Raw genomic sequence first — 14,667 nt, 5'->3', positions numbered from 1 at the left:
CGTTAGTGAAAAATAGACTCAAAGGAATAGCCGCCGAATTCCAATATTTCTTTGAGTCTTTTTAGTCCGTCCATCTGAATCTGCCTGACTCTTTCCCGGGTAACCCCTAGCTCTTGAGCCACTTGTTCCAGAGTTGCGGATTCATGACCGCACAACCCATAGCGCCGACAAATGACTTCGCGTTGCTTTTCCGAAAGCTGATAGATCCAGTTCGTGACATTATCCTTGATACCTTCTTCTTGGAGGGTTTCAGTTGGGGACATGCTCCATTCATCAGAAATTGAATCCACCAACGGTTTATCGAAATCCTTTCCGGCCGGAACATCCACGGAGCTAACGCGCTCGTTTAGTTTAAGCATTTTTTCGACGGTTTTGACTGGCTTATCAAGATGACGGGCGATATCTTCGGCATTCGGCTCATGATCAAGAGTTTGCGCTAATTGTCTTTGCGCTTTGAGATAAACGTTCATCTCTTTAACAATATGGATCGGAAGCCTAATCGTACGGGTCTGATTCATGATCGCTCTTTCGATGGTCTGCCTTATCCACCAAGTAGCGTAAGTTGAAAATCTGAATCCACGCTCGGGATCGAATTTTTCAACAGCTCTAATCAAGCCGAGATTTCCTTCTTCGATCAGATCGAGCAACGGCAAACCTCTATTTAAATAGCGACGAGAAATTTTAACGACTAGCCGAAGGTTGCTTTCGATCATAATTTTACGAGCCTCTTCATCGCCTCGTAAAACCCTTTTGCCGTACATTTTTTCTTGATCGGCAGTCAGTAACTTCGACCGACCCAGTTCATTTAAATAAAAGCGCGTAGCATCGAATGTATAATCATTTTGAGAATCATCAATCAATACATCTTCTATGACAGGCACTTCCTCGAGACACAAACTTTGTTCATCATCGTCGAAAACGAGATCATCCGAGAGTGTGCCGTGCGGCTTAATGGAAGTAACCTCAACGAATTCTTCTTTCATTATTATTAACCCCCAGGTTAATCGGCTATTGCCGAAGTGGTTTCGTCAATTTTTCGGCAAATACTCGAGCGGATTTACCGGATTTCCGTTTTTTCTTATTTCGAAGTGCAGCGCGGCTTGCCCCGACGCCAATTTACCAACTTCAGCTATTTTTTGGCCTTTTTCCACATACTCTCCTTCTTCGACCAGCAATAGACTGTTATTAGCATAAGCACTCATGTATGTTTCATTATGTTTAACGATGAGTAGATTTCCATAGCCGATTAAACCTGTACCGCTATAAACGACTTTACCTGCTTCCGTCGCCTTAACCGACTGACCTAAACGACCTGAGATATCTATTCCTTTTCTACCGGATTGGGAAAAGTTTTTTAGTATTATTCCGGTAATCGGCCACTGCCAGTGCAACTTTAACAGTTTTTTCTTATCATTTGAAACTATTGATTTTTTTTGTGACGAATTTCTCTTTTCAACTGGGGCCCGCACTAAGCTTCCCGGGTCATTTGAAGGTTTAACGATAGTAGGTTTTTCGGGACCTGGATCAAACATTTTAAGCCTCTGTCCGACCAATATTTTGTAAGGCGGTTTAATCCCATTCCAGGCAGCAAGCACCTGATACCCATGACCCGATCGAAACCCGATCGAATAAAGCGTATCGCCCGGTTGGACAACATAATAAGCGGAGTCAATAGCTGTTTTAGCCGGTTCGGGCCTTGATATGGAAGGGATCGTCGCAACTTCCGAATCCGGCAAAACGACCTGCCCGCAAGAAACAGCAACCCCGGCAAGCATCAATACCCAGCAATCGCGACGTGCAACTAATTTAAATAAAAACATCAGGCTACATACTTTAATAATAAATCTTTTGCTTGATTGATCTTAGACGACAAATAACCCGATCCCCCCCGATCCGGGTGTAGTTTTTGCATTAACTTTCTATGCGCGGCAATAATATCCTGACGAGTTGCACCTTGTTTTAATCCTAAAATCTCGTAAGCTTCTTCAACCGACATCGCGGCATTGCTCGAGCTCGAATAACGGCGTCCTTCGCTGCTTTGCTTGCCGGATTTAAACATAAACCAAAGTTTCTGTAATGCCGGGGCATAGTACAGCAAAGCAGGAACAAACCTAGTCAAAACAGCAACCAAGATACCCAAAAGTGCTATCAACCAATTAAGCTTTCCTGTCGCGCCAAGATATAGCAGAACCAATCCGATGAAAACGGCGATTATCAGTTTTATATAACGAGCCACCACTTCAGGTGGACGGCTTAAAAACCCGCGTAATAACCAAAAAAAGACGGCTAGCGCCAATATCGCCAAATAGATTCGAATCAAAAATACTCTCCGATTAAAATGATCCGCTTATTGAAATAATTGTAATTATTCAGCATAAGTCATGTATGAGAAGGTGTCAGGCATTGATTTATAAGGCTGTCTGCAACAGGACGTTGCAGTCAGAGCTTACAGGGATGTATTCACGCGTCCTTAGAAATCAATGCCTGACACCAACCTACCGAATACGCTGAATAGCTACAAATAATTGCATATTAAACCTTAAGACCCTATCTTAGTTCCGAATTTTTCCAGATTACAGTAATTAGTCGACCATGCTACAAACTCATATTCCTATCCTCGGTTTCGCAGCATTCAGCGGAACCGGTAAGACTACCTTATTGACACAACTAATACCCATCCTCAAAAATCATAAGCTACGAATCGGTTTGATCAAACACAGCCATCATAATTTCGAGATAGACCAGCCGGGCAAAGACAGTTATCGACTGCGCAAGGCGGGGGCTCTAACCGTGCTATTGGCATCAAAACACCGGCGCGCAATCATTACTGAAATCGAACCGGCACAGGAACCTAAGCTTGCCGACCAGCTACAAGTTATTGATCAAGGCAACCTGGATCTCATTTTAGTCGAAGGCTTCAAGGCTGAATTATTTCCAAAAATCGAAATCCATAGACCGGCGCTAAACAAACCGCTAATGTATCCAAACGACCCTAATATTATCGCCGTTGCATCGGATAGCCCGCTCGAATTACCAAAACATTTACTCGGTTTCGACTTAAACAATCCGAACATGATAGCCGATTACATTTTAAACCAATTCTTGGAGCGCAAGCATGATTGATGCCTGTATTCAAACAGAAGACCGCCTGCTGACCCTTGAAGAGACGCTAACCCGCATGAGATCGTCAATAGAGCCTATAAACGACGCTGAAAAGGTTAATTTACACGATGCGTTAGGCAGAGTTTTGGCGGAATCGGCCATTTCACCTATCGATCTGCCTTATCATAATAATGCCTCAATGGACGGCTATGCGTTAGCCAGTTCCGATATCAATCCCGACCATCCGTTCAGCTTAAACCTAATCGGTACGTCATGGGCCGGGCGCCCCTATGAAGGAAGTATCTTACCCGGGCAATGCGTCAGAATTTTTACCGGCGGCGTGATACCGGAAGCACTCGATACCGTCGTCATGCAAGAGCACGTGCAAAGAATCGGCGAAACCGTCCATTTTCCGGCCAAGGTTCAAGCCTTGCAGCATGTCAGAATTGTCGGGGAAGATATCGCAAAAAATGCCATCCTGATAACCGCACCGAAACAACTCTCCGCTATCGATCTTGGTTTGCTGGCTTCTGCCGGCATTTATCAAGTCAACGTAAAACGCAAAATTAAGATCGCTTTCCTATCGACCGGAGATGAATTGACGCCGCTTGGTCAACCCTTAACTTCCGGAAAAATATACGACAGCAATCGCTATATGCTGAGTGCATTACTAAAAGAAGAAGCCTTCTCAACTACTGATTTAGGCGTTGTGCCGGACGATAAAGCTCAACTCGAAAATCTATTAATTGCGGCAGCTGATACTCATGATGCGATCATAACCACCGGCGGCGCTTCAGTTGGCGAAGCTGATTTTATCCAAGAAATACTAGACAAAATCGGACGGGTCGAACTTTGGAAAATAGCGGTAAAACCCGGAAAACCGCTTGCGTTTGGCTCGATCGGCGCTTGCCGATTTTTCGGATTACCGGGAAATCCGGTCTCGGTGGTTTTAGCTTTTCAGCGTATTGTCATACCGGGGCTTCAGTTCATGGCTGGATTCTCACCGAAAAAACCGCTGCAATTAACCGCCATTTGCCAGGAATCGATTAAGAAATCGCCCGGTCGACTTGAGTTTATAAGGGGGATTTTATCGCAATCCGATAACGGCGGGCATCAAGTCCGCTCGGCGGGAAAACAAGGCTCACATATACTATCAAGCATGAGCCACGCCAATTGTTTCATTGTATTTCCCAGCGATTGCGAAGGCATAAAAAAAGGCGATAGAGTCATCGTCGAGCCATTATCAACTTGGATCGATTAACCTAAAAGCGGCATTTTAACCATGAAGTATACCCATCGTAGATCAAAATTCGGCACCGGGGGTCCGGCAAAGGAGGTCGTGAACCCAGCACCTAAATTCCATAGGTCTTTGGCAATGATTCAAAATCATGGCTTATTTAGGTGCTGGATGAATTATCCAAGACAATTAACCATGGCCAATGGGCTATGGAATTTAGGTGCTGGATAAATACGTCCATGTAGGCTCTATGCCAGTATCCATGCCGGCAAAGCCTTTGCCAGGCACCCCGGTGCCTCCTTAGGCACTGCCGAAATTTGAAGTGCGAAAGGTATATTTTAGGAAACAGTAAGCATTGCCCTAAATATCAATATCTCGATACCGAGGCATCGCATTCACAAGACCATGCATCAATTCCGCCTCTTAGGTTCAGCAATTTTCGAAACGAATGGTGTTCTAAAAAAGATGCCGCCTGCTGACTACGTATGCCATGGTGACAAATCACGACAATTTCCTGCTCGGCATCCAACTCATCCAACCGCTCGGGAATTTGATGTAACGGAATCAGCACGCTGCCTGCAATCCGGGCATAAGCAAATTCGTAAGGCTCTCTTACATCAAGCAAAAAAGGCGGGGTATCGCTTTGCAGCTTAACATTTAAGTCGGTGGGTGAAATTTGTTGTACCGGCATATTTATTTTGTATTTTTCAACTTTATTCAAAAAACGATCGCCATTGTAAGCCTTTTAGACTTCTCATCAAATTTCGGATTAAGGCAAGAAAGCACTGAGCGCTGCTTAGACGCCAACCACTCCCTTTATACTCAAAAAAATGGCTAATTTTTGAAGGTGGGGCGTGGCTAGCAGGGATGTCGGCAGCAGGGCAGATTTTTGCTCCTGCAAAATCTGCATTCACGCCATCCCTGGCGTTCGAGCTGCCGCCCACCCCCCATGGATGGGTTTACCCAGCACCTAAATTCCATAGCCCATTGGCCATGGTTAACTATCTTGGGTAATTCATCCAGCACCTAAATAAGCCATGATTTTGAATCATTGCTAAAGACCTATGGAATTTAGGTGCTGGGTTCACGGCGTCCTGTCAAGCGAGTTACCGAACCCTCAACAAAACTCATAATTCCAGGACGTTATTTATCAAGAATTCCTAAGAGGCGCTTATGATTGGGAACGACAGCTTTTGACGATCCCTCCCCTGGGCCGAAATTTGACTAGCAAAGTGTAAAAAAGCCAATTGAGATAACCATAATCGTCTTATAGGAAAAGTTCATTAAACATTAGTACTATTTTGGTAAACAATCCGTCTATTTTTAATGGTATTGTTTACTTCAATCCTCTTCAGTATAGTTAAACCGTAATTTAAACCTTTAACTAAATAAACGAGGATTCATCTAATGAGCGATTTTCAAAAAGACATTTTAACTGGCGCAGTATTTGTCACTGGCGTGCTTGGTTTTGTTTCCGGAGAATTCATACTCTCTTCTACTTTATTCGCCACGGCAGCTATTGCTGGAAATATTAACGCGACTCACAAACGTAATAAAAGCGAGCGTCTGTGATACATATGAGTAATAGAAGCAAAACCGACAATTCAACTTTTAACTATAGAGCTTCCAAGACTAGCTTCTTGGAAGCTCTTTCTCATTGAGCTATTAAGTTACCATCTCTGGCAACAAATAGGAATTTTGTATTGCTGGTCCCTACACATCCACAAAACCTCCCTACCGGCTTAGCAATTATTTATAAACATAATTAGCAGGCACCCCATAAAAAGCACAAAAAGCTTAACACCAAGCTTATAGTATTAAGTTATTTTACCGGCTTATAAACTGAGTAGTTTACGTTATAAATTACTTAATCAATTTCGAATTCCGAACGGTCATGACCTTGTTCAACTAAAGACTGAAGCCATTTAGGCATAACCCCTCGTCCAGTCCATGTTTTGCTAGGGTCGTTTGGATGCCGATATTTAACAGGTACCTTAATACCTTTTCTAGCGGATTTCTTTTCATCATCAATAAATTCAACTGCCACATTGATCGAGGCGGCAAGTTCTTTTATCTGATTCATAACTTCTTTACGTTTATTTGCTTGCTTAGCTTTAAGTGCTTTTTCTGCATTTAAAATAACTGCCTGCAATTCATCTTCTGAAAGATTCTGAAAGTCGGTCATACGTAAATTCTCACTTAATGTAAAAGTTTCAATTAATTTTATTAAAACCCAAAGCAACTCAAGTAAAAAATAATAAATGCTTAAGTCGTTGGTTTAATAAAAATCACATGAGACAAATAATCATGCTTTTTTTTAATAGGTTTTCCAGTGATCAAAGATTAATAGACCCAAAAAGAGATTTTTCTTTATTCAAGGAAAGATGGCTATTAATTGTAACTAAAAAAACGTTAAATGAGCAACAACTCAAATCATTAAAAAAAGATATTATCCCGATGACTTTTAAATCAAGGTTGACCTTTATTATCAGATAATCTCGGCTTATTCCAAAAGCTGCATTCTTGGTTAGGAATATGCACAAAATATTCTCCCGAGAAGTAGTAACTATTCAGTCCCCCGGCGATTATCGTTCCCACGCTCTACATGGGAATGCCTGAGTACCGCTCCAGCGGTACGAGACGCTAGAGCGTCTCGGTCTTCATTCCCACGCTAGAGCGTGGGAATGATAGGGGGGGGGTGAATAATTACGTCAATCGAGCCACCACCTCCTCATAAGCGCAAAATCAGAGTCTCTATGCGCATTTTCGGTTTTATTCGTCGGACAAGAAAAGGGTATAGCTCAGTCAGCAGTCATGACCTCAAATTTAATTTCGTTATAAATTAATCCATTTTTATCTATTAACTGAACTATCCAATGCCCTGCATCCGTATAGGTCAATACTCTGTTAGTCGAGACTCTCCAACGATTGCCTTGCGGATTGATCGGTATTTTCCCAACAAGTACGCCATCTTTAATCCATTGATGAAAAAAAGATTCGTCTTTCAAATCTTTGAGTTCAGTAAAATAATAAAGATGAATTGATTTTTTTTCTCCGATATTGAAGGGTGAAACCAATTCTTTTACCGGTTCTTTATTAACGATGGCGTTAGTTAATAAGCCTCTGGTAATCTTATAATGATTTATTGTCTTAAATCGCCGGTCAACTGGAGCTTCTTCTTTTGTCAACTCAGGAATAACCTCTTTAATCCGATGATTTCTTTCGGAAATCGGTTGATCTTTTTTTTCAATAAGAGAAGATTCTTTCTCTATTACTTCAGACGAAGCCTGTTCATTTTTTTTGTCGACTTTATCTTCTAATCCATTACTTAGATAAAAATAAGGAATTACTATAAATAAAATAGCAATAATTACAGCCAATACGATTCGCCTGACATTCCAGATAACAATTTCGGAAGGCGCCGAGTTTCTCGGCATATTGCTTTGTTCTCTTCCGGATCGATTAATTTTGATTACAATTTTTTTTGCATTTGCCATAAACTTTTCCCGGTCCACTAAGTCACAACCTTGCGCCGCCGCATTCAGTCATGTAGGCTGGTTTTTATAACAGGCGGCACTTTAATACTTGGTAATATAGCATTTTCCCCCTAAGATATCGGCATTGGCTTCAGATTAAACGGAAATCATCCATGAGCGAACTCCTCAAGTTATTTCAAGAATCTTCCGCACTTTATGGCGGAAACGCCGTATTTATCGAAGACTTATATGAAAAGTACCTGCAAAACCCCGACTCGGTCGACCCCAGTTGGAGACACACGTTCAAGAATCTGCATAACGGCATGGCACAGGAGATCATCCATAGTCCGATCGTTGACAGATTCGCCAGCCTAGCCCAACAATCTCAAGGCCGCCTGGCTAAGTTGCAAGGCTTTACCGAAGAAAGCGTAAAAAAACAATCGGCGGTCGCGCGGCTTATCAATCATTACCGGGTTAGAGGCCATCAAATTGCCGACAATAATCCACTGAATAAATCGATTCCATCAGTTCCGGATCTTGAGCCTGCGTATTACGGACTGACCGAGCTCGATATGGATACACTTTTCGATACCGGCACACTCTATGGTGAAGACAGACTTCCGCTCAGAGAAATCCTGAGCAGACTGAAAGAAATTTATTGTGGTAGCATCGGTAGCGAATACATGCATATCGTGGATACCGATGTCAAACGCTGGATTAAAAACCGGCTCGAAGGCACCCGCGCCAAGCCAAACTTAACAGCCGAGGAAAAACTATCCATCCATAAGCAATTGACTGCGGCGGAAAGCATCGAAAAATATTTGCATCGCACTTTTGTCGGGCAAAAAAGGTTTTCACTGGAAGGCGGCGAGTCTCTGATCCCTTTTTTAGATAATATCGTACAACGCGGCGGCGACAAGCAAATCAAGGAAATCGTCATCGGCATGGCCCATCGCGGGCGTTTGAATGTCTTGGTCAATATTCTTGGAAAAAACCCAAGCGTCCTATTCGACGAATTCAAAGGCATGCACACCTCAACGCCCGGCATGAATTCCGGCGATGTGAAATATCACATGGGATTTTCGTCGGATATTGCCACCCCCGGCGGGCCTATTCATGTCACGCTGGCCTTCAATCCATCGCATTTGGAAATCATCAACCCGGTCGTCGAAGGTTCGGTTAAAGCCCGTCAAGATCGTTACGGTCCCAATAGCTTCAACACCATCCTGCCTATTTTAATCCACGGCGACGCCGCCTTTTCCGGACAAGGCGTTGTCATGGAAACCTTAAACATGGCTGGAACCCGTGCTTACTCAACCGGCGGCACCATTCATGTCGTCATCAACAACCAAGTCGGATTCACCACCAGCAACCCAAGAGATGCCCGTTCGACCTATTATTGCACCGATATTGCCAGCATGGCGCAAATCCCGGTCTTCCATGTCAATGGAGACGACCCCGAAGCGGTGTCATTCGTCGCGCAATTGGCCTTGGATTTTCGGATGACTTTCAACCGGGATGTTGTCATCGACTTGATATGCTATCGGAGATTAGGCCACAACGAGGCCGATGAACCGGCAACAACCCAACCATTGATGTATCAAAAAATCCGCAAACATCAGACCACTCAGCAAATCTATGCTCAAAAACTCATATCCGAAGCGTTGATCACGCCTGAAGAGGATCAAAATATCGAAAATGATTATGTATCAATGCTGGAAGCCGGCATGGTCGTGTCGCGCCCCGTTCTCAGCAACAAGGTTTATTCCTATTCGGCGCTATGGGAAAAATACCATCACGCTAAGTGGACTGCTTCTTGTAAAACTTCGGTATCGCTCGATGTACTCCGGTTCTGTAATAAAAGGTCACAGTGCCTGCCGACCGGTTTCGAATTACACCCCAGGGTTGCCAAAATCATGGACAGCCGAAATAAAATGGCCGCCGGCGCTCAACCGCTGGACTGGGGATTTGCCGAAAACATGGCTTATGCCACCTTGCTATTGGAAAAACGCAATGTCCGCTTGACCGGGCAAGATGTGGGGCGCGGTACTTTTTTTCACAGACATGCCGTTTTACATAACCAGATTGACGGCAAAACCTACCTGCCGATCAACCACCTGGATTCCGAACAAGGACGAGCTTACATCTACGACTCGTTACTTTCCGAAGCGGGCGTATTGGGTTTTGAATACGGCTACAGTACGACCGCCCCTGAAACCCTGGTAATTTGGGAAGCTCAGTTCGGCGATTTCGCCAATGGAGCCCAGGTAGTTATCGATCAATTTATTAGTTCCGGCGAAACCAAATGGGGGCGCTTGAGCGGTCTCGTGATGCTGCTGCCGCACGGTTACGAAGGACAAGGCCCCGAGCATTCCTCCGCCCGACTGGAGCGCTATCTTCAGCTTTGTGCCGAACAAAATATCCAGGTTTGCGTACCGACGACTCCGGCACAAATCTTTCATCTACTTCGCCGGCAATTACTCCGCCCCTATCGTAAACCGTTAATCGTCATGACTCCGAAAAGCTTATTGCGCCATAAGCTCGCCGTGTCGACACTGGAATGCCTTACTAAAGGGCGATTCCAAACGGTTATCAGCGAAATAGACCCGATAAAACCGGATAAAGTAACCCGTCTGATATTATGTTCAGGCAAAGTGTATTATGATCTTTTGGAAGCCAGACGGGAGCACGAAATCGACCATGTGGCCATTGTCAGGATAGAACAGCTGTACCCGTTTCCAAATAATCGATTTAAACAAGAAATCGATCGTTTCCCGAATTTGGAACACTTGATTTGGTGTCAAGAAGAGCCTAAAAATCAAGGTGCTTGGTATCAGATCCGACACCATTTCGTCGATACGTTGGCAACCGAAATCAATCTGCAATACGCCGGACGCCCGGCATCCGCCGCGCCCGCCGTAGGCAATTTCAAGAAGCATCTTGAACAACAGCAACAAGTTGTTAACACCGCTTTATTTGGAAAACACACAGGAAAATAACATGAGCATTGAAGTCCTCGTTCCTAATCTGCCTGAATCCGTTTCCGATGCCACACTCATTAACTGGCAAAAAAAACCCGGGGATAGAGTCACAAAAAACGAAAATCTCGTCGATCTCGAAACCGATAAAGTCGTGCTCGAAGTGCCTGCGCCCGAATCAGGCGTTTTAACGAAAATCCTGAAAAACGACGGCGACATTGTTGTCGGCAGCGAAGTACTGGCTATCATCGACCCGCAAGCGGCCGCGACAGAAGAAAGCGCCGCAACGCCAGCAAGCGATACCGACAATGAACCGCAACAGACCGCCGAAAAAGAACCGGAAACCGCATCGGCCAACATTCCTTTGAGCCCCGCGGTTCGAAGGCTCGTTGTTGAAAAAAATCTCGACCCCTCGGCCATTAGCGGCTCGGGAAAGCACGGCCGTATTACCAAAAACGATATTCTCGAATATTTGCAGGACGAACCGGTTCTCGAAACCTCGCCTCGTACAAAAACACCGCCGGAATCCGTGCAAACGGATTCGAAACCGGCCACGATTCCAGCTTCATTAAGACCCGAACAACGGGTCCCAATGACTCGACTTAGAGCCAAGATTGCCGAACGCTTGCTGCAAGCGCAACAAAACGCCGCGATGCTAACGACTTTCAACGAAGTCGACATGCATCATGTGATGGATTTACGAAACCAATATAAAAACCGCTTCGAGCAAACGCACAATATCAAATTGGGCTTCATGTCTTTTTTCGTCAAAGCATCGATCGAGGCCTTGAAAAAATTCCCGACTATTAATGCCTCAATTGACGGTAACGACATTATCTATCACGGCTACTACGATATCGGCATTGCGGTCAGTACACCGCGCGGATTGATTGTGCCGGTTCTTCGCGATGCCGATCAATTAGACTTTGCCGGCATCGAAAAAAATATCGCCAATTTCGGCAAAAAAGCCAAAGAAGGCAACATTAGTTTTGAAGACCTGACCGGCGGTACGTTTACAATAACCAATGGCGGCATTTTCGGCTCGATGCTATCGACTCCGATATTAAATCCGCCGCAATGCGCGATCTTAGGCATGCATGCAATCAAGGAGCGGCCCGTGGTTGAAAATGGACAAATAGTCGTTAGACCAATCATGTATCTTGCTTTATCTTACGATCATCGCTTGGTCGACGGCCGCGAAGCGGTGCAATTTTTGGTCACCATCAAAGAGTGCCTGGAATCTCCAGCGCACTTATTGCTAAACATATAAACGGTTCACTGTCATGTCAAAACCCGAATCAACTTATGATGTTATTGTCGTCGGTGCCGGCCCTGCCGGCTATGTCGCCGCGATCCGCGCCGCCCAATTAGGATTGAAAACAGCCTGTGTTGATCATTGGACCAATATTAATGGCGATCCAAGTCTGGGCGGGACTTATATCAACGCCGGTTGCGTTTCCTCGATGGCGCTGCTCGAGTCGGCCAAGATCTACGACTTAATGCGGCATGGGCTTGCCGATCATGGCATATCGGTCGAGAACATAAAACTGGATTTGCCGAAGATGATAGATCGCAAAAATGAAAAGATAGCGCGATTAAGCCGGCAGATCCTTAATGTTTTCGCCGAAAAAAAAATCAACTATTATCATGGGCAAGGAAAGCTGCTCAACGCCGACCAAGTCAGCGTGACACCCGCCGACGGTGCCAAACCAATCAAACTCAATGCCCCCAATATAATACTAGCGACCGGCTCCACCTCCATCGATTTACCGTGCGCGCCGATCGACAACGAGTTTATCGTCGATACGACTTATGCACTGAATATGACCAGCATCCCCAAAAGACTCGGAATCATCGGGTCGGGCGTCATCGGCCTAGAGCTTGCTGGAATATGGAATCGCTTGGGTTCCGAAGTAATTTTGTTAGAAGCGCAAGAATCTTTTTTACCAATCGTCGATCACCAAATTGCTGCGGAAGCCTATAAAATCTATTCCGAACAAGGCTTGGATTTACGTTTGGGAGCTCGCGTCACCTCGGCTAAAAAAACTAATAACAAGGTCGTCGTCGACTATCAAAATCCGGAAGGCAGCCATACGCTACGACTCGACAAACTGATCGTGGCCACGGGTAGAAAGCCTAATTCGGAAAATATTGCAGCCCCCGAAGCCGAACTGCTTTTGGATGAAAACGGATATATCCATGTCGACGAAAACTGCTGCACGACGGTTCCCGGCGTTTATGCGATCGGCGATTTAACCTTACTCGGGCCGATGCTGGCGCATAAAGGCTTAGAAGAAGGCGTATTCGTCGCCGAACACATCGCCAACCGGCACAATCCGATCAACTATAACATCATGCCGAGCGTCATCTATACAGACCCTGAAATCGCCTGGGTCGGACAAACCGAACAAGCCCTACAAGCCATTGGACAAAAATATCGGACCGGTACATTTACATTGAAATCGAATGGCCGTGCCGAGTCGATCGACAAAACCGAAGGTTTGGTCAAAATAATCACGCATGCGGAAACCGATTTAATTTTAGGCATCCATATCATCGGAGCCAATGCTTCCGAATTAATTGCCGAAGCGGTACTAGCGATGGAATTCTCCGCGAGCGGCGAAGATTTAGCCAGAACCATACATGCCCACCCCACCATTTCGGAAGTCTTGCATGAGGCGGCACTAGCAATAGAAAACCGGTCCTTGCATCTTCCTTGATATGGATTTTTAGCAAAATAATCTAAAAGCCAATAGCAAATAGGCAGGTCGCCCTTTCTTAGGCTATGTATTCGAACCTTTAACCTAACGTTCATGAAGGCCTGGCCATCGCCCCGGCAAATGAAAGTTCTCTGGTGGGGAGGGTGCGGTCACTCGCCCGACAGGACGCCGTGAATACGTCCATGTAGGCTCGACGGCGGCTGTCCCTGCCGCCGACGCCTGTCGATCGAGCAACCGCACCCTCTCCGGAACCGGCATTACCAGAACGGAGTTTTGCATATCGAAAAATTAGATAATGAATCAAAATTTACGATCTTTCACAGTAAATTTGGCAGTCAATCCACGAAAATCAGGAGATACACAAAAAATAATCATACGGTTACATAAGTTTCTTGAATCACCCATTGGGTGAGTAACTTGGAAAGTATAACTAATTGAATATTTTTGTGATTTTCGTGTGTTTCGTGGAAAAAATGCATTTATAGATTTAACAACCCCTACCCGCAAAACAGAAGCGGACCGAATAGTTTCGGCTACAAAATTATATGTAACTTAACTTAAAACTAAAGAGCAATAACATGGAAATATTATTAATCGGAGCCGTGTTGATGATTTTCGCGGTATTGGCCTCGGCATGGCTCATGACCTTTGCCAAATGGTTTCCTATCGAAGGCATAGACGGCGGCTTTCTAAAAGACTATAAAACAATGATCAGGGCCCATGTCGATTTTGTACTAATGGCATTGTTTTGTTTGGCTTTTTATGCGGTAAAAATTCCGCTGCCAGTTTTGGCCTGCTGGCTTGTCGTCATCGGCGGCATGACCAATCCCGGCGTTTTCGTTATCGCGGCTTTCGACCCCAATTTTTGGGATAAAACCATTTGGAAAGCCTACACGATTGTCAGTTTTGCGATAACAACGATCGGTTTCGTATGGGTCGGACTGACTCTTTTGAATTTCGCCTTGTAATGTTTCGGTTTCCCACGACTCTTAGACTTTGAAAGTATTGGCGAATACATCATGAAGACAATGAAGAAAAGGCTATAAAATCGACGATCTAATTCTTCGTGTCACGTTACTCCTCATGGTTATTTCGTAATATTGAATCCAAGTCCATTTAATAATGCAGCATAGCAAGCTTTTATTGACTCAGGG

The 14,667-nt window shown here is 44.8% G+C and carries 13 protein-coding genes; 7 read left to right on the top strand and 6 right to left on the bottom strand.

Annotated elements, in window-relative coordinates; translation table 11 throughout:
* Positions 1 to 2: 2 nt before the first annotated feature.
* The 3 genes from rpoS to MEALZ_RS07735 are packed head-to-tail and all read right to left on the bottom strand — an operon-like array spanning position 3 to position 2,320.
* Positions 3 to 983, bottom strand: a complete 981-nt coding sequence (gene rpoS, locus MEALZ_RS07745; RefSeq protein ID WP_014148070.1) for an RNA polymerase sigma factor RpoS — start codon at positions 981 to 983, stop codon at positions 3 to 5.
* A 45-nt stretch (positions 984 to 1,028) separates the two neighbouring features.
* Complete coding sequence (locus MEALZ_RS07740; RefSeq protein ID WP_014148069.1) at positions 1,029 to 1,820, bottom strand: peptidoglycan DD-metalloendopeptidase family protein; 792 nt, start codon at positions 1,818 to 1,820, stop codon at positions 1,029 to 1,031.
* Entirely contained in the window at positions 1,820 to 2,320 is a 501-nt protein-coding gene (locus tag MEALZ_RS07735; RefSeq protein ID WP_014148068.1) for a DnaJ domain-containing protein, read from the bottom strand. Before MEALZ_RS07735 ends, MEALZ_RS07740 begins: the two co-directional genes overlap by 1 nt.
* Before the next feature lie 272 nt (positions 2,321 to 2,592).
* Between MEALZ_RS07735 and mobB the strand changes: the two genes are divergently transcribed.
* Both mobB and moeA read left to right on the top strand, forming a co-directional pair.
* Positions 2,593 to 3,123, top strand: a complete 531-nt coding sequence (mobB, locus tag MEALZ_RS07730) for a molybdopterin-guanine dinucleotide biosynthesis protein B (RefSeq protein WP_014148067.1) — start codon at positions 2,593 to 2,595, stop codon at positions 3,121 to 3,123.
* On the top strand, positions 3,116 to 4,363 hold the full coding sequence (gene moeA, locus MEALZ_RS07725) for a molybdopterin molybdotransferase MoeA (RefSeq protein WP_014148066.1): 1,248 nt from the start codon (positions 3,116 to 3,118) through the stop codon (positions 4,361 to 4,363). Before mobB ends, moeA begins: the two co-directional genes overlap by 8 nt.
* A gap of 343 nt (positions 4,364 to 4,706) precedes the next feature.
* Here the strand turns inward: moeA and MEALZ_RS07720 are convergent, their stop codons facing one another.
* On the bottom strand, positions 4,707 to 5,030 hold the full coding sequence (locus MEALZ_RS07720; RefSeq protein ID WP_014148065.1) for a rhodanese-like domain-containing protein: 324 nt from the start codon (positions 5,028 to 5,030) through the stop codon (positions 4,707 to 4,709).
* Between the two features lie 716 nt (positions 5,031 to 5,746).
* On the opposite strand from MEALZ_RS07720, the gene MEALZ_RS22975 reads away from it, so the two are divergent.
* Positions 5,747 to 5,911 carry a hypothetical protein gene (locus MEALZ_RS22975; RefSeq protein WP_017839339.1) on the top strand — a complete coding sequence of 55 codons (165 nt, stop codon included), beginning with the start codon at positions 5,747 to 5,749 and terminating at the stop codon, positions 5,909 to 5,911.
* Positions 5,912 to 6,206: 295 nt separating this feature from the next.
* Here the strand turns inward: MEALZ_RS22975 and MEALZ_RS07715 are convergent, their stop codons facing one another.
* Positions 6,207 to 6,524, bottom strand: a complete 318-nt coding sequence (locus MEALZ_RS07715) for an H-NS histone family protein (protein ID WP_014148064.1) — start codon at positions 6,522 to 6,524, stop codon at positions 6,207 to 6,209.
* A 616-nt stretch (positions 6,525 to 7,140) separates the two neighbouring features.
* Positions 7,141 to 7,836, bottom strand: coding sequence for a DUF2914 domain-containing protein (locus MEALZ_RS07710; protein WP_014148062.1), 696 nt, complete (start codon positions 7,834 to 7,836; stop codon positions 7,141 to 7,143).
* A gap of 152 nt (positions 7,837 to 7,988) precedes the next feature.
* Between MEALZ_RS07710 and MEALZ_RS07705 the strand changes: the two genes are divergently transcribed.
* From MEALZ_RS07705 to MEALZ_RS07690, 4 genes are all read left to right on the top strand, one after another.
* Positions 7,989 to 10,814 carry a 2-oxoglutarate dehydrogenase E1 component gene (locus MEALZ_RS07705; protein ID WP_014148061.1) on the top strand — a complete coding sequence of 942 codons (2,826 nt, stop codon included), beginning with the start codon at positions 7,989 to 7,991 and terminating at the stop codon, positions 10,812 to 10,814.
* A gap of 1 nt (position 10,815) precedes the next feature.
* Positions 10,816 to 12,063: a 2-oxoglutarate dehydrogenase complex dihydrolipoyllysine-residue succinyltransferase gene (gene odhB, locus MEALZ_RS07700; RefSeq protein ID WP_014148060.1), complete on the top strand. Its 1,248-nt coding sequence runs from the start codon at positions 10,816 to 10,818 to the stop codon at positions 12,061 to 12,063.
* Positions 12,064 to 12,076: 13 nt separating this feature from the next.
* On the top strand, positions 12,077 to 13,513 hold the full coding sequence (lpdA, locus tag MEALZ_RS07695) for a dihydrolipoyl dehydrogenase (RefSeq protein WP_014148059.1): 1,437 nt from the start codon (positions 12,077 to 12,079) through the stop codon (positions 13,511 to 13,513).
* Between the two features lie 578 nt (positions 13,514 to 14,091).
* A complete protein-coding gene (locus tag MEALZ_RS07690; protein WP_014148058.1) occupies positions 14,092 to 14,481 on the top strand; it encodes a hypothetical protein in 390 nt (129 codons plus the stop codon).
* The last annotated feature ends 186 nt before the right edge of the window (positions 14,482 to 14,667 follow it).

Origin of the sequence: Methylotuvimicrobium alcaliphilum 20Z (assembly GCF_000968535.2) — a bacterium.
Taxonomy (GTDB): Bacteria; Pseudomonadota; Gammaproteobacteria; order Methylococcales; family Methylomonadaceae; genus Methylotuvimicrobium; species Methylotuvimicrobium alcaliphilum.
Note: the sequence above shows the minus strand (reverse complement) of the source record. Positions and strands in the feature narration are given on the sequence as shown.

Excerpts from the sequence above, each read along its gene's own strand:
- MEALZ_RS07740 (WP_014148069.1), bottom strand. The coding sequence starts at position 1,820 with ATGTTTTTATTTAAATTAGTTGCACGTCGCGATTGCTGGGTATTGATG.
- MEALZ_RS07720 (WP_014148065.1), bottom strand. The coding sequence starts at position 5,030 with ATGCCGGTACAACAAATTTCACCCACCGACTTAAATGTTAAGCTGCAA.
- mobB (WP_014148067.1), top strand. The coding sequence starts at position 2,593 with ATGCTACAAACTCATATTCCTATCCTCGGTTTCGCAGCATTCAGCGGA.
- rpoS (WP_014148070.1), bottom strand. The coding sequence starts at position 983 with ATGAAAGAAGAATTCGTTGAGGTTACTTCCATTAAGCCGCACGGCACA.
- MEALZ_RS07715 (WP_014148064.1), bottom strand. The coding sequence starts at position 6,524 with ATGACCGACTTTCAGAATCTTTCAGAAGATGAATTGCAGGCAGTTATT.
- MEALZ_RS22975 (WP_017839339.1), top strand. The coding sequence starts at position 5,747 with ATGAGCGATTTTCAAAAAGACATTTTAACTGGCGCAGTATTTGTCACT.
- MEALZ_RS07690 (WP_014148058.1), top strand. The coding sequence starts at position 14,092 with ATGGAAATATTATTAATCGGAGCCGTGTTGATGATTTTCGCGGTATTG.
- lpdA (WP_014148059.1), top strand. The coding sequence starts at position 12,077 with ATGTCAAAACCCGAATCAACTTATGATGTTATTGTCGTCGGTGCCGGC.
- moeA (WP_014148066.1), top strand. The coding sequence starts at position 3,116 with ATGATTGATGCCTGTATTCAAACAGAAGACCGCCTGCTGACCCTTGAA.
- odhB (WP_014148060.1), top strand. The coding sequence starts at position 10,816 with ATGAGCATTGAAGTCCTCGTTCCTAATCTGCCTGAATCCGTTTCCGAT.
- MEALZ_RS07705 (WP_014148061.1), top strand. The coding sequence starts at position 7,989 with ATGAGCGAACTCCTCAAGTTATTTCAAGAATCTTCCGCACTTTATGGC.
- MEALZ_RS07710 (WP_014148062.1), bottom strand. The coding sequence starts at position 7,836 with ATGGCAAATGCAAAAAAAATTGTAATCAAAATTAATCGATCCGGAAGA.